20 protein-coding genes, 4 tRNA genes and 1 other RNA gene are annotated in these 17,507 nt (G+C 41.6%); 2 read left to right on the forward strand and 23 right to left on the reverse strand.

Going from position 1 to position 17,507, the window contains the following annotated elements; translation table 11 throughout:
• From C4533_07250 to C4533_07290, 9 genes are all read right to left on the reverse strand, one after another.
• Positions 1-210 (reverse strand): hypothetical protein (locus C4533_07250; GenBank protein ID RJP27615.1); only part of this gene is annotated, 210 nt, incomplete at its 3' end.
• On the reverse strand, positions 211-1,587 hold the full coding sequence (locus C4533_07255; GenBank protein ID RJP27616.1) for a hypothetical protein: 1,377 nt from the start codon (positions 1,585-1,587) through the stop codon (positions 211-213). It abuts the gene before it with no gap.
• The gene (locus C4533_07260; protein ID RJP27617.1) at positions 1,584-2,099 is read right to left on the reverse strand and encodes a hypothetical protein; all 516 of its coding nucleotides are present in this window, start codon (positions 2,097-2,099) and stop codon (positions 1,584-1,586) included. Before C4533_07260 ends, C4533_07255 begins: the two co-directional genes overlap by 4 nt.
• Before the next feature lie 94 nt (positions 2,100-2,193).
• A tRNA-His gene (locus C4533_07265) sits at positions 2,194-2,272 on the reverse strand.
• A 531-nt stretch (positions 2,273-2,803) separates the two neighbouring features.
• On the reverse strand, positions 2,804-3,067 hold the full coding sequence (locus C4533_07270) for a GIY-YIG nuclease family protein (GenBank protein RJP27618.1): 264 nt from the start codon (positions 3,065-3,067) through the stop codon (positions 2,804-2,806).
• Positions 3,067-4,281, reverse strand: a complete 1,215-nt coding sequence (locus C4533_07275; GenBank protein RJP27619.1) for a DUF748 domain-containing protein — start codon at positions 4,279-4,281, stop codon at positions 3,067-3,069. Before C4533_07275 ends, C4533_07270 begins: the two co-directional genes overlap by 1 nt.
• Positions 4,282-4,507: 226 nt before the next feature.
• A tRNA-Arg gene (locus C4533_07280) sits at positions 4,508-4,584 on the reverse strand.
• 104 nt (positions 4,585-4,688) lie between these two features.
• Entirely contained in the window at positions 4,689-5,141 is a 453-nt protein-coding gene (locus C4533_07285) for a tetratricopeptide repeat protein (GenBank protein RJP27620.1), read from the reverse strand.
• Between the two features lie 325 nt (positions 5,142-5,466).
• Positions 5,467-5,541 (reverse strand) — tRNA-Pro (locus C4533_07290).
• A 134-nt stretch (positions 5,542-5,675) separates the two neighbouring features.
• Here C4533_07290 and C4533_07295 point away from each other — a divergent pair.
• Entirely contained in the window at positions 5,676-8,153 is a 2,478-nt protein-coding gene (locus C4533_07295) for a DUF748 domain-containing protein (GenBank protein RJP27621.1), read from the forward strand.
• On the opposite strand, the gene rdgB is transcribed toward C4533_07295, so the two are convergent.
• From rdgB to C4533_07365, 14 genes are all read right to left on the reverse strand, one after another.
• On the reverse strand, positions 8,128-8,748 hold the full coding sequence (gene rdgB, locus C4533_07300) for an RdgB/HAM1 family non-canonical purine NTP pyrophosphatase (GenBank protein ID RJP27622.1): 621 nt from the start codon (positions 8,746-8,748) through the stop codon (positions 8,128-8,130). The two genes, C4533_07295 and rdgB, sit on opposite strands and share 26 nt — an antisense overlap.
• Before the next feature lie 5 nt (positions 8,749-8,753).
• Positions 8,754-9,476 (reverse strand): ribonuclease PH, encoded by a 723-nt coding sequence (locus C4533_07305; protein ID RJP27623.1) that lies wholly within the window; start codon positions 9,474-9,476, stop codon positions 8,754-8,756.
• Positions 9,463-9,993, reverse strand: a complete 531-nt coding sequence (locus C4533_07310) for a TRZ/ATZ family protein (GenBank protein RJP27624.1) — start codon at positions 9,991-9,993, stop codon at positions 9,463-9,465. Before C4533_07310 ends, C4533_07305 begins: the two co-directional genes overlap by 14 nt.
• Before the next feature lie 4 nt (positions 9,994-9,997).
• Positions 9,998-10,840: a fumarate hydratase gene (locus C4533_07315; protein ID RJP27625.1), complete on the reverse strand. Its 843-nt coding sequence runs from the start codon at positions 10,838-10,840 to the stop codon at positions 9,998-10,000.
• A complete protein-coding gene (queF, locus tag C4533_07320; protein ID RJP27626.1) occupies positions 10,840-11,232 on the reverse strand; it encodes an NADPH-dependent 7-cyano-7-deazaguanine reductase QueF in 393 nt (130 codons plus the stop codon). The genes C4533_07315 and queF overlap by 1 nt, the downstream gene beginning before the upstream one ends.
• A complete protein-coding gene (locus tag C4533_07325) occupies positions 11,229-11,906 on the reverse strand; it encodes a 7-carboxy-7-deazaguanine synthase QueE (protein RJP27627.1) in 678 nt (225 codons plus the stop codon). Before C4533_07325 ends, queF begins: the two co-directional genes overlap by 4 nt.
• A gap of 6 nt (positions 11,907-11,912) precedes the next feature.
• Positions 11,913-12,602, reverse strand: coding sequence for a 7-cyano-7-deazaguanine synthase QueC (gene queC, locus C4533_07330; protein ID RJP27628.1), 690 nt, complete (start codon positions 12,600-12,602; stop codon positions 11,913-11,915).
• Complete coding sequence (queD, locus tag C4533_07335; protein RJP27629.1) at positions 12,592-12,948, reverse strand: 6-carboxytetrahydropterin synthase QueD; 357 nt, start codon at positions 12,946-12,948, stop codon at positions 12,592-12,594. Before queD ends, queC begins: the two co-directional genes overlap by 11 nt.
• A 12-nt stretch (positions 12,949-12,960) precedes the next feature.
• Positions 12,961-13,767: a glutamate racemase gene (locus C4533_07340; protein ID RJP27630.1), complete on the reverse strand. Its 807-nt coding sequence runs from the start codon at positions 13,765-13,767 to the stop codon at positions 12,961-12,963.
• Entirely contained in the window at positions 13,764-14,879 is a 1,116-nt protein-coding gene (locus C4533_07345; protein RJP27631.1) for a hypothetical protein, read from the reverse strand. The genes C4533_07340 and C4533_07345 overlap by 4 nt, the downstream gene beginning before the upstream one ends.
• On the reverse strand, positions 14,863-15,123 hold the full coding sequence (locus C4533_07350) for a GIY-YIG nuclease family protein (protein ID RJP27632.1): 261 nt from the start codon (positions 15,121-15,123) through the stop codon (positions 14,863-14,865). The genes C4533_07345 and C4533_07350 overlap by 17 nt, the downstream gene beginning before the upstream one ends.
• Before the next feature lie 188 nt (positions 15,124-15,311).
• Positions 15,312-15,717: a transfer-messenger RNA gene (ssrA, locus tag C4533_07355) on the reverse strand.
• Between the two features lie 86 nt (positions 15,718-15,803).
• A complete protein-coding gene (gene smpB, locus C4533_07360; protein ID RJP27633.1) occupies positions 15,804-16,262 on the reverse strand; it encodes an SsrA-binding protein SmpB in 459 nt (152 codons plus the stop codon).
• Positions 16,259-17,215 (reverse strand): hypothetical protein, encoded by a 957-nt coding sequence (locus C4533_07365; protein RJP27634.1) that lies wholly within the window; start codon positions 17,213-17,215, stop codon positions 16,259-16,261. The genes smpB and C4533_07365 overlap by 4 nt, the downstream gene beginning before the upstream one ends.
• A 101-nt stretch (positions 17,216-17,316) precedes the next feature.
• On the opposite strand from C4533_07365, the gene C4533_07370 reads away from it, so the two are divergent.
• Positions 17,317-17,398, forward strand: a tRNA-Leu gene (locus tag C4533_07370).
• Positions 17,399-17,507: the final 109 nt, after the last annotated feature.

Below are 17,507 nucleotides of genomic sequence, written 5' to 3' on the forward strand. Positions count from 1 at the left end.
GGTTTTGTTTGGGACGGGCGTGCGGTAGCCTTCGAGGGGGTTGTTGAAAAAGGTGCCTCTTAGGCCACCGCCCGCCGCGAGCGTTAAGTGCTTGGGGGTAATAAACATACCCAAAATATAATTCGTAAAATAATTCATGCATTCAAAATCAGGTAATTCGTACCTTGCTACTAATTTTTCAGGAATTAATTTATGAGTTAATTTGATCATCTAAACCCCTATCTTAGAACCTACTTTACCCACTCCCTTATCCGCATGAAGAGTCAATGCTGTCGCGGCTTCACCTATGCCGGTTAATATCCCCTTAGTCATAAACCAAGCTATTCCTGGAGACATTACTAGAAGCACCCCTGTCACCGTATTAAAATAGGGCTTTTCAATGAACCAATTAGTGGTACCTGAATTAAGGCTTGACTGCAGGGTGAACATATAGATAGATGCGTAGTGAATTAACGCCCAGACAATGACCCAGGATTTGACCCAAAAAAGATATATAAAATACTCTTTTAAAATGCTATATGTCCCGAATAAAAGACAGAGCAATAAAGTAAACGGGAACAGGCTGTAAATAATCATTACCGCATATCCCTGTAAGTAAGGCAAAGCCTTAATCATAAACTCGGATAAAGTGGTTGATAACAACTGCCCCACAAAAGAACCAAGATATGCCAAGCTTCCTCCCAATATTTTTCTTAGATTCCAGCTCCCCTGTAGAGCTTGCTGGTTCAATCCATAGCCAGACACGTTAAACGCTAATTCTGTTGCCGTCTTTTGCATCTCTCCACTGAGGAGTTTAATCTCTAATGTTTTCCGGTCAGTAAGCATGGCTGTAAATTGCCCTGCCGGATCTAATCTGCTTCTCTCATCATCAATGTACTTGCTTAACCTTGCTTCAAGAGCCCCCCATCTTATCTTTTGTTCCTGATCATAATTTGCCACTACTTCGCTGTCTCCGGGCCACCATTTACCGGTAATCTGCAGAGGCCCCTGCTGTCTGCCTTGGCTCATCCTCCCTAAAGTCTGAGGATAATCATTTTTTAGGAAATCCCGGATATCCCTTCTTAATGCCTTATCTTTGGTTATCCCATCAGCGCTAAAATCATGTAAATGCAAAGAAACTTTATTTACAATAAAGGGATTTTTAAGATAATTGAAGTCCTGTGTCTTAGTTACCTTAGCAATGGCGCTGACTGTGCCAAAAACAATTGAATTGAAGCCCTGACTTATCGAAACAAGGCCTAAAGAGCCTGTACGGGCTTTTCCTGAGTCAATAAAGGCCTCTTTGAGGCTATCCTGGGTGCTTGTACCCTTCCAGCCGGCTACTTCCATGGTGGAAGTGGCATTTTCAAGACTGACCATAGGCTTAATAAAGATAAATAAAAGGACACAAAACATAAACAAATAACCCCAGAGAATCGAAAAATCCGTTTCTTTAACGGATCTCCACAAAGCGGTCAAAAAACCTATCAAGAAGACAGCTAAGCCTATTTTGGTTTCGAAAAAGAGGAAATCCATTATTGATTTGGCGTTAACCAAACCAATAACCTCAAAAGCTGCTTCTGTGGGCGATATGCCTGTGGAAATCATTCTGTCAGCACTCCTAAACTGTTCTCCTCAAATTCTTGCATAAGTTCTCTAAATCTGCTCAATTGCAGACGTTCTTCACCTTGCCGCACAATATCAAGTAGTTTACGTAAATGGAAAAACTGAATAATGTCTGGGTTATTCTTATTGTTTCGCAGGAAATCTTTGATCGGTGCTGGAAGTTCCAGAGTTCTCAAGATTTTAGCAATGTACGACCAATCTTCACCCGTAAGATTGCCCAGCGCCCTAATGCTATTAACGCCGTGAGACTCTTTCAGGTTTATGTAATATTCAGCTTTATCAAGTGGAAAACGTTCTAAACGATTGAGGTGAGTTAAATGTCTTTCCCAGGCTCTTTTTTCGATTGTAACTATGTGCTCTAGGTCTTCAGGGCGATTCCCTAGGCAAAACCTTTGCCGGGCGTTCTGGAAAATTCTATAGAAGGGGGTTTCATACCAATAAGTTCGTGGCTGAATATCCGCATATTTCTGCAGATATTTCATAAAATCAGCCATTTTTAAGATACTTACGCTTCTTTCTGCCTCTGAAAAAGAAAAACCCTCATACGTTGTGGCTCGTTTGAGCCTGTGTTCGTATGAGGGTAACATTTGGGGTGGGCGACGGGGATCGAACCCGCAAAACCTTCAGAGCCACAGTCTGACGCTCTAACCAGTTGAGCTACGCCCACCATTAATTAGTGACTATGTAAAATAGCGTGACAATTACAACAAATGCGCTCTAAATTTTTAATATCGTTATTCCTGCGATTGCCATCTTTATGATGGACAACCAGCACTCTTTTATCAGAAATCCCGCATCTTGCGCACTTATACGGGATATTGTTTCTGTCCATTAAATCGCGGTAAACATTTTCTCCGGAAATCCAATTTGGAGCATTAATACCACAGCGAACATTCTTATTTTCCCAAGAACAATGACAAGCCACACTACAGAAGAATTTATTACGCTTCGACCTCTTAAAGTCTTTAGGCGTTCTCCAAATTTCCTTACCGCAATATGCACACTCAACCATCCTACCTTTAAGCTGAGCTTTAGTCCTGCATTTTATAGAACAGTGCTTTCCCCATCCTTTTCTAATATGGAAGGGTTTTACATAGAATTCCTTACCGCAGATCTTGCATTTTTTAATGGGCATAATGGAATTCTATCAGAAAATCGAAGAATGTCAATATTACTGACTAGTCCATAGTCATTCGTTCTAACCATCTGCGATAAATCTTAACTTTTTATTTCTCTCCCAGCTCTTTATCTCTGCTTCTCTTTTTAGCGCATCCGGCCTGGAAAAACAAGACTCATTATATAACATTCTAACCGGAAAACGGTATTTTGTATAGCGGCAACCTGCCCCGCGGTTATGCTGATTTATTCGCTTCTCTAAGTCTTTGGTAATCCCGGTATATAAAGAGCCGTCTTTGCACTCAAGAATATAAACACACCATTTATCTTTTTTGCTACGCGGCATCAGTTTTCTTCTTTATGAAAAGAACCTTCAACTGCCTTTTTAAACTCATTGCCTACGGCAAAAGAACCGTCTATAACTGCCCTAGCAAGATCAGATGCGCCTTTTACTGTCCCGGCAAGGAGCTTCTCGGGCAGCCCGATTAAATCCTTTATACCAAAGCCGTTTCCCTTTGTTGCTTCTGTTAATTTATTTTGCACTGCCATCTTTATATCGGAAAAACCAAACTGCGGATTATCCATCTTGGTCTTGATAGTAAAATCTAATACAATATTCCCCTGGTTTAAGGCCTTAAAAATCCCCAGCACGACATCAGCGATACGCTCTTCTTTACCCTGCGGTTCATCTTCAGGCCTGGGTTTACGCACGATATCGGTAAGCTCTACCCTGCAATGGGCAGTGACATCATTATTTAAACCCTGTATTTCACTTGTAAAATTCAGCTTTGCTTTTTCTATACGCGCCTTCTCTAAATCCACCCACTGCGAATAATACGGATAAAGGTAAACCCCGTCAATATCTTTGATCTTGATAGTCGCCTGGATATCTTTTTTCCTGCGGTTTATCCATCCTTCCATATTGAAACTGCCGGTCTCTGCTTCCTGGCGCCAGGGGATCTTGCCTGAGATATCGAAGTCAGTGATCACCCTTTTTATAGGAAGGGTGGTAAGGTTATCGACTCTCACATTAACATTTTCAGCCCTTATTATTATCTCCGAATCGCCCTTGGTCCTGTCGATAAAATTAAAAATACCGTCGTTTATGACAAGCCTTCTTATAATAAGAGGCGGGATAACGATGTTCTTCGAACCGCCTGAAATAGCCGGCGTTGAATCGCTGACAAGCTCTTTGTTTTCTTCCTGGAATAATTTTCCGGCTGCAGGCTTAATGACTTCTTTTTTAACATTGACTACAGGCTGATCTAATTTAAGAATCCTGATAGATATGCTTCTGCGCAGTAGATCAAAAGAGCCTCCGGATATCAAAATCTCATTTATTGTAAAAATACGCCCGACTTCAAGGTCTTTAATCTGTATTGTCGCGGGAAATGCAGTCCTTAAGGAGCCGATCTTAACCTCCTGATTAAATGACTCTTGTAATTTCTTGGTCAGTAGCGTACGGCCAAAGATATTAATGAACACATGCAAGCTGATGAATGCTACTAAAAGAAGCAGCAGGCTAATTAAAATTATTCTTTTACCGGTCTTAGTAAACATCTAATTCAATCCTTTTACTGTGTTATCGTGCGCCTGGGCTGATTCTAAATGAAGCCGCAATTTACGAACACGTCAGTGTGAGTAAGTTGCTGGCTGAATTTATCCCGAGCAACTTCATAATGCATGGTTGCGAGGGAGAACAGGTAGCACATATGCAGCCCTTGTTACAAAACAATAAAGAATGGTAACTTGGGACTCTCTCGACAATACTCAAAATTCTCAGAGATCGTGCGCCTGGGCTGATTCGAACAGCCGGCCCATTGCTTAGAAGGCAATTGCTCTATCCAACTGAGCTACAGGCGCATTAATTTGGTTTTAAAATACAAGATCCCAAATACTCATAATCTGTATTTATTATACGGACGATTAGTGTAGGATCTGCAAAGCATGCCTTCGGTAAGACGAGTTTATTTCTCAGCCTCTATAAGCCTATCTTCAAAAACAAAATTCCTGGGCTTGTTTTCTTCAACATCCAGGGCGTCGTACCAGTACTCTATTGCTTCGGCCTTACTTTTAGTGGCATCATACAAAAGACCAAGATTTACCTTGGTAGGGGCATAATCCGGGTCAACCTTAAGGGCCTCCTTAAAAGCGACCTCCGCGTCCTTAATATTGCCCTGTTTAGCAAGCACTATCCCCCTGTTATTCATAAATGCGGTGAAATATTTTGGGTTGTTTGGATGAAGCAGCAGGCTTTTCTGCAGCAAGGCATCGGCGGCGGAGAAATTATTTGCTCTCTGAGCTTTAACTGCCTCATTATAGTGATCAATAGCCTCTTTATCCATAAGGTCGCCTGCAAAAGATGGGCTCGTAAATAAAAACAGTATTGAAACTATAAGAGATATCCTGACTCTATGCATTTACCCCTCCTTTTAGAGAGACATTATTAGAAAGCTAAGCATTCCCGGCAAATCAACGGCCACCCCTCGAACAAAATATAAAAAAGTATTGCTCGGGGTTAGTCCCAATTTGTCAAAGCTGGAGACTAATCGGGAAGGGCGGACTTGTAAGCCGCTCTTCCTTTTTATTTTGCGGCGAAATCCCGAAGCTCTCATGAGAAGCATTCTGAGCTGAGGGAAACCGCCTACGCTCTCATATCACAGAACTTCCAGTTTCACCCCTCGACACAAAATATAAAAAAGTATTGCTCGGGGTTAGTCCCAATTTGTCAAAGCTGGAGACTAATCGGGAAGGGCGGACTTGAACCGCCGGCCTCCTGCTCCCAAAGCAGGCGCTCTAGCCAAACTGAGCCACTTCCCGTATTTTGCAAAACCTGTGTTTGGCAAACCATCCCACACAAAATTATAACCTTCATAAATACCGCTTAGCTTCTAAATTATATCATGTAAATAAATCTTTTCAATTGCAAAGTTTTAGAGTAGACTAATAAAGCGATGAGAAAAACCTTCCTTATAATCAGCTTTATCTTACTTATCCTCTTCTCAGTATTTATGTTATATCTTAACAATGTCCTCATCCCCACCAAAATTAAAGCAAGGGTCATCCAGGGTTTAAGCGAAGCAGTTGGCTGCAAAGTAGACATCGAAAAGCTGAAATATAACCCATTTAAAGGCATAATAATCCAGGGGCTTATCTTTTACCAGGACAATGAGGTAAATACTGCAGCTATACTTAAGGTCAAAGAAGTAAGTTTTAATTTCTTTTTTCTACCTCTCATAAAAGAGCGCAAATTCATAATACCTGTAATCCATATAAATTCACCCTCTCTTACCCTGCGTTACAAAAAGGATAGCACACTTAACATATCCAATATAATATCCAAGGTCCAAAGCAATGCCAAAGCAGGAAAAAGTAAATTTTCAGTAATTGTATATAAGATAAACATATTTTCAGGCGCATGTGAATTCACAGACGATCATTTAGCCCCTCCATATAAAAAGACTTTTCAGGAATTAAGCCTTGGCCTAAGCCTTAAGCTGCCTACTTCCATATCTTTTATCGGCCAGGCCAGGATCCCTAAGGAAAATGAGAACTCCGCAAAACTGCTTCTTAAGGGTGAATATAATGCCTCTTCTCAGGAAGGAAAAGCAGATATTGAAATCATCAATCTTGCCTACAACGACTTTGCAATATACTTAAACCAGATGCTGCCGGTTAAACTAAATTCAGGCCATATTGTTTCTGCAAAATTAAAGGCTAGCTATAAAGATAAATCGCTTGATTTAAATTATACGGCATCCGCAAAAGACCTGGAACTCAAGGCCCAGGATTATATCATTGCTTCTACGGATACTGATGCAAAAGGAAGCGCTAAATATAATATAGAAAATAAAGAGTTTGATTATAATGCAGGTATCAAAGTCATCCGCGGCAAGGTCTCAGGCATAAAACTCATCGAAAAAATTGAAAACCTGGTAGGAGAATTGGAGATAGCTAAAAACAGCGCTAACTTTAAAGATTTAAAATTTAAATGCCTGGATTCAGAATTTAACGCCAAAGGCACGATAACCGATTATGCCCAACCTAAATTGAAATTACAGTTAGCCTCAGAACAGATAAAACTAGAAAGAATAGCCCCGCTTCTGCCTTCCATGAAAGGTATAAATATAAGCGGTAACGCAAAAATCAACCTTAACATAGACGGCCCGGTTGATGGACTGCCTAATGGCCTTACTGCAGACATAAATATCAGCGATGCCAAGTTTAAAATTGAAGCTATAAAAGAAGGTATTAACGCCATAACCGGTAAAATCAGCATAGGCGCAGACAATCTAAAATGGGATAATCTCCGCTTTAATTACAACAACAAAGATTACTCCTCGATAGGAGAGCTTACCGGATTTAAATCTCCCAAAATATTATTTAACGTTAATTCCGATATACTGGAAATAAAATCTGATATCCAGGTAAACAACAAAATCGCTTCCATAAAAGAACTTTTTGCTAAATCCGGAGATTCTCGGGTAACTATTAACGGTGATGTAGATTTCCAAAATCCTGCTTCTTTGGGTTTAATGCTCACTTTAAAATCAAATCTGGAAACAAAGGATATTCTGCCCCTCCTGCCAAAAGAAGTTTCCGATAAAATAAACAGCCTTAAAATCTCGGGGAAACTGAATGCTGCAGGACATGTATCCGGAAGAACCGAGGACTTAAAATCATTAAATGCGGTATTAAAATGCGACTCAGATATGTTATCTGCATATAATCTTAAATTTACCGATACCTCATTTAGCCTGACTCAAAAGAACGGGCTCATAGATATACCTGATTTACGGACAAAGGCTTATTCAGGAAATATTAATGCCTCATTTGTCCTGGATACTGTAAATGCCAATGAATTCGCCTTAAAATTAAGGTCGCAAGGTATTGACTTATCCCTGGTAAAAAACGACGCTGATTTAAAAAATAAAAACTTGCAGGGTATATTAAACCTTGATGCCGATCTTTACGGCGCATTAGGAAAGCCGGAGACTTTTAAGGGCCTGGCTAATATTACGGTACAGAAAGGCAGGCTCTGGGAATGGAAGCTTTTTAAAGGCATAGGCGACCTCTTTCTTATGCCTGATTTTGCCAAGATCGTCTTTGAAGAAGCAACCGCCCAATTTGAGATAGCCGATAAAAACATATCGACTAACAATTGCACGCTAAAAAGCAAACAGCTTAATCTTGAATGCACAGGTAAAGTCGGCTTTGACGGCGCGCTGGATATATCAGTTCTTACCAATTTCAACGAAGAGGTCATCAAAGATTCTGCGGATGTGAGAAAATTTGTCACCGCAGTATGGGGCCAACTTCGCAAATCCATGGCCATAAAAATAACCGGTACAATAAAAGACCCCAAATACAAGGTCGTCCCTATGCCGGTAGATATAATAAAAAATATTAAGGATTTTTTGAAAGGTAAGTAATAATCAGGCGCTTTGCCTTATGGAGAGCTTTAAACCTGTGGCTCATCTTGTGCTTAATAACCTCACCCAACTGGCCAAAAGTTTTTTTGTATTTAGGAATAATAAAAAGCGGGTCATATCCGAAGCCGCACTTACCCTTCTCTGAATAACCGATTATGCCATGGCATTTGCCGTTTGTAATACCGATTATGCCTTCCTTATCTGCCAAAGCAACAGCACAATAGTAATGCGCTCTTCTCTTATCGGGGGATAACCCCTGGAGTAATTTTAAGAGTTTAAGATTATTCTTTTTATCGTTTTTATCTTTTCCTGAGAAGCGGGATGAACGTATCCCCGGCTCACCGTTTAAAACATCTACACACAGCCCGGAATCTTCACCCAGGGTAAGTTTTCCGGTAAACCTGGCGATCTTCAGCGCTTTTTTGGCTGCGTTTTCTTCGAAGCTCTTACCGTTTTCGATTATTCTGGGAGCATCGGGATATTCAGCTAAGGATGATATTTTTATATCAACTCCCCTTAAAATATCCTTTATCTCCTTAAACTTCTTAATATTTTTCGTTGCGACTACAAGTTCTTGCTTGGCTTTCAAATTCATGGCGTTTAAGCTATATCCAGCACCGACTTAAGCTGTTTCTTCTGCACCTCTATCAATTTCAATATCCCGCTCTTTGCAAGGTCGAGCATACGGTCCAATTGCGCCTTACTAAAAGGTTTTCTTTCGGCTGTCCCCTGGATTTCAATAAAATCACCCTTACCGACCATGACTACATTCATGTCTACTTCGGCGCGCGAATCCTCTTCGTAAGCTAAATCCAGGATCATCTCTTTCTCAACTATCCCGACGCTTGTAGCTGCCACAAAATCTTTTATCGGGATATTCCTTATCAACCCCTTATCTTTTATTTTATCTAACGCATCTACCAGGGCGATGAAACTACCGGTTATAGAAGCAGTGCGTGTGCCTCCGTCTGCCTGTATGACATCGCAGTCTATCCAGATAGTGCGCTCGCCTAAAGATTTTAAATCAGTGATAGTACGCAGCGACCTTCCCACAAGCCTCTGTATCTCATGCGTCCTTCCTGAGTCTTTCCCTCTGGGTACCCGTTGAGCACAGGACCTTGGGAGCATGCCATATTCTGCAGTCACCCAACCCATAGCATTGCCTTTTAAAAATAAAGGGACATTTTCATCAACCGAAGCTGTACAGATGACCTTGGTATTCCCTAATTCAATAAGGCATGAGCCTTCGGCGTACTTAATATAATTCCTCGTAATATTAACCTTCCTTAAATCCTCGAACCCTCTGCCATCAATCCTTATCATAAACACTCCTTCCGGTTGAATCAATACCTACGATTAGAGGAAAGTCTTTCACCCTGAGGGCATAAATCGCCTCCGGTCCTAAATCGGGATAAGCGACAAGCTTGCAGCTTTTGACATATTGTGATAATAACGCCGCGCACCCTGCATATGTAAGAAAGTAAACCGCCTTCTCTCTCTTGATCGCCATAATTACTTCTTTCGAACGACCACCCTTACCTATCATCCCAAGCAGGCCGGCTTTAAGTAAAGCAGGGGTAAAGGCATCCATCCTTGAGCTCGTTGTCGGGCCGCATGAGCCTATTATTTTTGACTTAGGTTTAGGGGTAGGGCCGCAATAATATATAACCTGGCCTTTTAATTCCATAGGGAGTTCTTTGCCTGATTCTAAAGCGTAAACCAGCCGTTTGTGCGCCTGGTCTCTGGCAGTATAAATTAACCCCGAGAATAAAACTTCCTCGGCAGATTTTAATCCGGCAATATCTTTTTTTGTTAGTGGTGTATTAAGAGATTTCATAATTATATTATATTGTTATACTAACACTTCTTAATGCATGGCAGTTGATATTAACTGCGACAGGAAGGCCAGCTATATGTGTTGGGTAGGTTAATATATTAACTCCCAGGACCGTTGTTCTGCCCCCTAAGCCCATTGGGCCGATATTGAGTTTATTTATCTGCTTTAATAAATCATTTTCCAGGCTTGCGTATCGAGTATCGCGTATCGAGTATCGCGTATAAATTTTCTTTAGAAGTGCTTTCTTGGCCAAGAAACATGCATAATCTGCAGTGCCGCCGATCCCTATCCCTACAACGTAAGGCGGGCAGGCATCAGCCCCGGCCAGCTTTACCGCTTCCACTACGAACTTTTTAATCTCCTCAACGCTTGCAGTCGGTTTAAACATTTTAAGCTGGGTTTTATTTTCACAGCCGAAACCTTTTGCTAAAAGACTGATCTTTATCTTATTTCCTTTTACGCTATCAAGATGGATGACTGCGGGAGAATAAGCTGATTTAGTGCGTTTTAAGGGGTCACTGACAATCGAATTCCTCAGATATGCTTCTTTATACCCTTTTTCTACCCCGTTTATTATTGCCTTTTTTATATCCCCGTTAACGCGGACATTACTGCCTATTTCAACAAATACGCAAGGCAGCCCGGTATCCTGGCATATGGCTAATTTTTCTTTTCTGGCCACGGCCGCGTTATCAATAATGGCGCGGAAAAATCTTCTCGCTTTTTTATTCTTTTCTTTGACATAGGCGCGTTTCAGGCTTATCAATACATCGGGACGCAGGTTAAAATTTGCCTTTATGCTGATTTTCGAGGCTGCATCGATTATTTGTTTTAAACTTATATTTCTCATTATTCGGTGTATTCTCTAGATACGGTCGTAGTTATCCCGCCCCGCGGGTTAAATACACCCGTAATCTTCATCCAGCGCGGAGAGCAGGCAATAACCAAATCATCCAATATCCGGTTTATTACATGCTCATGGAATATACCTACATTGCGAAAAGATATCGTATAAAGTTTGAAAGATTTTAATTCTATGCAATACTTATTAGGGGAATATTCTATTTTGATATCGGCAAAATCCGGTAACCCGGTTTTTGGACAGATACAGGTAAACTCCGGGATGTCCATAGAAATACTATATTCTCTATCCGGATACTGATTTCTCCATACTTCTATTTTCGGAGTCCTTAATTTTCGCACTGCTGATTGCAGGCCTTCGTAACTTGATTTACGCTTCATTTTAAGCCTATGATTTTGTGTAATTGCGGAATGATACAGGCACAGACATTCTCCGCTATGCAGATATCCTTAAAATAATGTAATTTGCTCTCAAGCATGTTTCTGTCCTCAAAGGCATTCGGCTGTAAAATAAAAATTGAATCCTTGCAGACTTTTTTTATAATCGAAATCCCCCTGACCAGGTCTTTCTCATCAGTCTGCGAACAGATGACTGCTTTTATAAACACTTCCTTATCGCTTGCGATCTCAAGAAATTTCTCGTGCTGATCCCAAAACCCTGGCAAGCCTGTCGAGCTGGGTAATTTCAAATCCATTGCTATTATATCCACGAAACTGATCACCTTAGCCAGCGCTTCGGGGAGTGTCCCGTTGGTTTCAAGGTAATTCTTGAAGTGTTCCCTGTGCGTGAGCTGCAGGATATCGTTTAAGAAATCCACCTGGAACAGCGGCTCACCTCCGGTAAAAGAAACGGAATGTGAATCCTCTGAATATAGTTTTATCTCTTTCAGTAATTCTTCGGGTTCATATTCAAAGTACGAATCTAACTTCGTGTCACAATAACTGCAGCTCAGGTTGCAGCCGTAGAACCTTACGAATATCTGCTTCTGGCCCAGATAAATCCCTTCGCCCTGATAGCTTGCGAAGACTTCGCTGATCTTACCTTTTTGGCTCATAGCTATTTAAGCTAGCAAAGGATCCTTAAGGCCCGCCTCTTGAAAACCCTTCTCCCGGAAATGACAACTATCGCATTTTCCGCAAGGCTTAAGGCCACCGTAATAGCAAGACCAACTGAGTTGAAAAGGAACTCTAAGCTTTTTGCCCATATTTATTATCTGGGCTTTGTTCTTTAATATCAGAGGGGTACGGATATCAATCCTTCTGCCCTCAACGCCTGCCTTAGTTCCGCTTGAAATTACCTTTTTAAAATCACGGTAAAATTGCGGACGGCAATCAGGATACCCTGAATAATCCTGAGAATGGGCACCGATAAAGATTGCCGAAGCACCGATTACCTCCGCAAACGATAAAGCAAAGCTTAAAAATATTATATTGCGTCCCGGCACATAAGTCGAGGGAATTTGTTTTGCCTCTTTTGTGCCGGATAACCTTCCTAAAGGTATAGAAACGCCCTTGTCGATAAGGCTGGAACCCTTCCAGGGCAAGCTTATTTTTATAAGCCTGAGTTTACATCCGCAGGAAGCAGCGATCATTTTTGCGGAATTTATTTCTTTTTTATGCCTCTGGCCGTAATCAAAAATCAGGCAAAAACACTCAAAACCCTGGCGCCTGGCTATATAAAGGGTGGTCGCAGAATCCAGGCCTCCGGATAACAACACAACAGCCCGCTTGCTTCTTTTTCTATCTTTCATACGTAGCACAACAGGTATGATTCTCCCAGACAGTAACAGACTTTAGTTTTTTGAATTTAGGGATAAGTGCATCATAAATAAATTTTGCGATATTTTCAGAGGTAGGGTTTATTTTCTTAAAATACGGGGTTTCGTTCAAATATTTATGGTCGAGCTTATCAAGCACCCGGTTAAGCTCGGCTTTTATAATCTTAAAATCCATAAGCATACCTATCTTATCCAGCGTTTTTGAAGCAATGACAACCTCGACTTTCCAATTATGGCCGTGCAATTCTTCGCATTTGCCGTAATAGGCCCTGAGGTTATGCGCTGAACTGAAATATCCTTCTACTTTTATGCTAAACATATCCGTCCTTGACTAGAATACTGCCGGGTCCACTTTTATGACTTTGCTTACCGGCCTGCCTAAAAAGCTTCTGGCCATACTCCTGAACCATTCAGGATTATCGCTTACATAAAACCTTTGCATACCCTTCTTGCCCGCTTTATTAAGCAGGCTCTCGGCAGCAAGCATTTCTTTGACTTCAATGGCTACCTGCTTTGCGGAATCAATCAATATAACATCCGGGCCCAGGACCTTTTTTATTACCGGTTTAAGCAAAGGATAATGCGTGCATCCGAGTATGACCGTATCTACTTTTGCCTGCTTTAAAGGCTTAAGATAATTGGCAGCTACCTCTTCTACGACCTTACCCTGCCTTAAACCCTCCTCAGCGAATGGGACAAATAAAGGGCAAGCCGCAGTGATAACCTTGACATTAGACGCAAGCTGTCTTATCTCTACTTCATAAGTGCGGCTGTTTATAGTCCCGCGCGTGCCGATAACTCCTATACGTTTGTTCCTGGTGGCATAGACCGCCTCTCTTACCCCGGGACTGATGACTCCGATGACCGGGACACGGAAATGACTCTTGATTACAGGAAGGGCAAAACTTGAAGCGGTATTACATGCAACGCATATCAATTTTACATCCTGTTTAAGTAAAAAAAGAATATTCTCTACTGAAAGTTTTGCTACCGTTTCCCGGGACTTTATCCCATAAGGCACCCGGGCCGTATCCCCGAAATATATAATGTCTTCATTCGGCAGATGCTGGATCACTTCTTTTACAACAGTCAGCCCGCCCACTCCAGAATCAAAAACCCCGATTGGTTTATTCATCAATCTGCCTCGGCTAAAACAATATCTTTTGAATAATCTTTTATCCCGATCACTATAGCATCTGCTATTTTTTGGCGGTAGTAAGCGCTCTTAAGGTTTCTCTCCTCAGCATAATTTGAAACAAAACCCACTTCAAGCAGAACAGCGGGTATCCTTGCGCCTTTAAGCACATAAAAACCTGCTGATTTAGTACCGATAACCCTTATTCCATCTATCCTGAGCCTCATGGAACTGCATATTGAACTTGCTAATACCGAGGATTCAGCACGGCTGTTTGTGTAGATTAAATCCCAGACAGTTGCTTTCAAATTCAATGAATTACTCAACATATGGTAATCAGCCGGATTTAAAGCAGCGCTCTTTGCCGAAGCAAGCGCGCGCTTAGTATCGCTTACTCCGCTAGAAACATAATAAGCCTCAAAGCCTTCCAGGCTTCTTGCTCTGTTTGCATTAGAATGGATGCTTATAAATAAATCGGCTTTTGAGGAATTGGCAATATCCACTCTTGATTGAAGAGAGATAAAACGGTCGGATGAACGCGTCATAACAACATCCACGCCTTCCGATTTTAAAAGATTAGCCAGCCTCCTGGCTATATCTAAATTTACATCTTTTTCCCTTAACCCGCTTTTGCCTATTGCCCCGGGGTCTTTGCCTCCGTGCCCGGCATCAACAACCACTCTCTTTATCTTTGAAGCAAGGTTAAACCTGCCGGGAGTAATTTGAATAGTTTTAAATAAATTATCCAGGACCTGTTCTTTAAAACTATACGGGACAACTACCGTACCGTTATGAATCTGGACAGGATGCCTTAAATTCTGCGGGCTTCGGTCAACCAATGCAATGTCATCGTAAACCCTGAGTTCTATTGTGTGGTCTTTATTATTTATCGTGACCTTACCTGAAAAAGTATCGTATTTTAACTGCAGGCTCCTGGCATTACAGTAGGAAATTAACGGAATATAATTTATCCCGTTTAAGTCATATATCGGGAAGGATTCCCGCACAGGCATAGTTGCGCAACCGATAAGGGTCAAAATACAGGAAGTTATAACCGTATATAGTAATATTGATCTTTTAAATATCATCTTTATTCCGCTAAATCCAAATCCCATTCACAAGATTAATCTTCTTAATACGAGACCATTTTTTTATCTGTATTTCTCTCTTACGTGCTCTGGCTTTATTAATGAATTCATCAGAAACATATACTAATTCAAAAGGGCCTTGATTTATTGCAAACTTCGATCCTCTTCCAGAATTATGTACCCTGATTCTCTTGCCAGGATCGGTTGTGATACCTGTATACAACCTGCCAGTCCTTGCTCTAGCGATATAAACATACCATTTTTTGCATATTAGCCCCTCGACGCGCTCCTTTGTCGCTTGCTCGGGGTCACTCGACTATATATGTCCACCACGAGTGAGGCGCTGTGGCGCCGAGTCGAAAGCTTTTCGGTGGTCCACCACGAGCGAGGCGCTGTGGCGCCGAGTCGAAAGCTTTTCGGTGGTCCACCACGAGTGAGGCGCTGTGGCGCCGAGTCGAGTGGTGGAGGTGCGGGGAATTGAACCCCGGTCCTTAAGTAATTACGTATAAGCTACTACATGCTTAGTCCCGTATTTAATCTTACTTTTGCAGCTCCTTCCGGGACAGGGCCTGCAAACAGCAGCCTTCTAAATTTTCGCTCCCTGCTCAAAGGCCCAACAGGAAACTAGCCTAATTAATGCTCAATGCTGACCCTTAGGCTGATCAGCTTGAGGCCTACCCTTTTACCAGGGCAGGGCTGCGCTCATCGGTACACCCGCTGGGAGCATTGCTGCTCTCATCGGAAATACCGATTCAGATGTTACTCTGTTTGCGTTTATTTTTGCAAGGATTGTTAACGCGGCCGACCTTGCATCCGCGGCATGCAACCTATACACAATTCTCTTAAGTCGAGACCTGTCACCCCCGATTTTACCATATTTTAGATCCTGAAAAATCGCCCAGAGTACCCAAATGTTTCCTTATGGCACGAGTGGTAACCCAAAATAAGATATTATCTTGGTCTGCGGCTTTTCATCATCCTGCGCATCTCAATACTGGTTTCTCTGCGCTTAATGTCTTCTCGCTTATCGAATTGCCTTTTCCCTTTACAAAGAGCAAGTTCTATCTTGGCAAAACCGCGCTGGGTAAAATAAACCTTTAGTGGCACAAGGGTTATCCCCTTACGCATGATCTGCGCGGCAATTTTCTCTATCTGGCTGCGGTGTAATAAAAGCTTCCTTGGCCTAACAGGGTCTTCGTTAAAATAGCTTGTCTTCTCATATGGGCTTACCTGGGCATTATATAGTATTATTTCTGAACCATCCAGGCGGGCAAAACTGTCGTCAAGGTTAATCCTTCCTTCCCTGATCGACTTTACTTCACAGCCTTTAAGTTCTATACCGCATTCGATAGAATCAAGCACTGAGTAGTCCCTGTAGGCTTTACGGTTGGTAACGACTACTTTTTTCATTTTATCATACTAAAATAGAAATACAAACTTAAAAATACGGGTATGCTAACTATGCTGAAAATATGCCCAAAGAAGATACCCTGGCTTATTATCTTATCTTCTTTATTATAACTGCTGGTAATAACTGATAAAGATGTTGCCGGAGGCATTGCCAGCTGTATCAAAACCAATAAAGCGGCGACTTTAGGGACATTAAAACTTATAAGTAACCATAACCCCAGGGCAGGCATAATTACCAACTTCAATAATGTGACCAAAAATACCGCCCTTTTGGATACCTTATGTAATTTTATTTGCGCAAGATTACCCCCTACGACGAACATTGCCAGCGGTAAAGTGCATTCGCCAACCATATTTAAAGGCTTAAGCAGCATTTCAGGCATGGCTTTATTTAACCCTGCTGCCACCAGCACTAAGCTTATTATTGTTGCCAAAACCGGCGGACTGAATAAACTCGCAAAATCAAATCTCTTAGACGATGTCAAATTTATCAAATAAACGCCTACCGACCACATCAGCAGGTTAAAACCCAACAGGAAAAGGAACAGGTATATAAACATTGTGTTAAGCTGATTTTCTGAAAGGATCGCCGCAACCAGAGCCAGCGGCAAATACCCGGAATTCTGGAAACCTATCAAACTTATGAATTGAATTTTACTGTCTTTTTCTTTGAAAAACCCGGCAAAGGGCAAAGCACACATAAACCCAAAAACGGTTATCGCGATACTGGCTAAAGGAAAAACCCACCAATAACCATAGAGGCTAAAGCTAAAATCTTTGACTAATTGGCAGAATATCATAGCCGGTAAAGTAACCTCGATAACCAGCCTGCTTAATGCATTAAGCCCTTCCCTGCCAAGAAGTTCCTTCTTTACCAGAAAAAAACCTATCGCCGCCAACAAAAATATCTGTCCTACGGCAGAACCGGTGATTTTTGCATATTCAATAAACATATCTCTCCTCTGAATTTTGTATTATAACAACAAAAATAAACAGCCGCAATTCTTATTTGACAGCCTCCCGACTCTAATATATACTTAAAATACTCTTTTATGCGGAGGTGGCGGAACTGGCATACGCGTACGTCTCAGAAGCGTATGGGGTAACCCTTGAGGGTTCAACTCCCTCCCTCCGCACTTCTTCTTAGCCACTAAAATATTAATAATACGGTGTGGCTACGAAGCAATAGTTGCTGCGAAGCCCTACCTGCTTGAGCCTACTTAGGGCGTAGTAGAACTAATACTT

This window comes from Candidatus Omnitrophota bacterium (assembly GCA_003598025.1).
Taxonomy (GTDB): domain Bacteria; phylum Omnitrophota; class Gorgyraeia; order Gygaellales; family Profunditerraquicolaceae; genus Profunditerraquicola.

Excerpts from the sequence above, each read along its gene's own strand:
- C4533_07255 (RJP27616.1), bottom strand. The coding sequence starts at position 1,587 with ATGATTTCCACAGGCATATCGCCCACAGAAGCAGCTTTTGAGGTTATT.
- C4533_07260 (RJP27617.1), bottom strand. The coding sequence starts at position 2,099 with ATGGCTGATTTTATGAAATATCTGCAGAAATATGCGGATATTCAGCCA.
- C4533_07270 (RJP27618.1), bottom strand. The coding sequence starts at position 3,067 with ATGCCGCGTAGCAAAAAAGATAAATGGTGTGTTTATATTCTTGAGTGC.
- C4533_07275 (RJP27619.1), bottom strand. The coding sequence starts at position 4,281 with ATGTTTACTAAGACCGGTAAAAGAATAATTTTAATTAGCCTGCTGCTT.
- C4533_07285 (RJP27620.1), bottom strand. The coding sequence starts at position 5,141 with ATGCATAGAGTCAGGATATCTCTTATAGTTTCAATACTGTTTTTATTT.
- C4533_07295 (RJP27621.1), top strand. The coding sequence starts at position 5,676 with ATGAGAAAAACCTTCCTTATAATCAGCTTTATCTTACTTATCCTCTTC.
- rdgB (RJP27622.1), bottom strand. The coding sequence starts at position 8,748 with ATGAATTTGAAAGCCAAGCAAGAACTTGTAGTCGCAACGAAAAATATT.
- C4533_07305 (RJP27623.1), bottom strand. The coding sequence starts at position 9,476 with ATGATAAGGATTGATGGCAGAGGGTTCGAGGATTTAAGGAAGGTTAAT.
- C4533_07315 (RJP27625.1), bottom strand. The coding sequence starts at position 10,840 with ATGAGAAATATAAGTTTAAAACAAATAATCGATGCAGCCTCGAAAATC.
- queF (RJP27626.1), bottom strand. The coding sequence starts at position 11,232 with ATGAAGCGTAAATCAAGTTACGAAGGCCTGCAATCAGCAGTGCGAAAA.
- C4533_07325 (RJP27627.1), bottom strand. The coding sequence starts at position 11,906 with ATGAGCCAAAAAGGTAAGATCAGCGAAGTCTTCGCAAGCTATCAGGGC.
- queC (RJP27628.1), bottom strand. The coding sequence starts at position 12,602 with ATGAAAGATAGAAAAAGAAGCAAGCGGGCTGTTGTGTTGTTATCCGGA.
- queD (RJP27629.1), bottom strand. The coding sequence starts at position 12,948 with ATGTTTAGCATAAAAGTAGAAGGATATTTCAGTTCAGCGCATAACCTC.
- C4533_07345 (RJP27631.1), bottom strand. The coding sequence starts at position 14,879 with ATGGGATTTGGATTTAGCGGAATAAAGATGATATTTAAAAGATCAATA.
- smpB (RJP27633.1), bottom strand. The coding sequence starts at position 16,262 with ATGAAAAAAGTAGTCGTTACCAACCGTAAAGCCTACAGGGACTACTCA.
- C4533_07365 (RJP27634.1), bottom strand. The coding sequence starts at position 17,215 with ATGTTTATTGAATATGCAAAAATCACCGGTTCTGCCGTAGGACAGATA.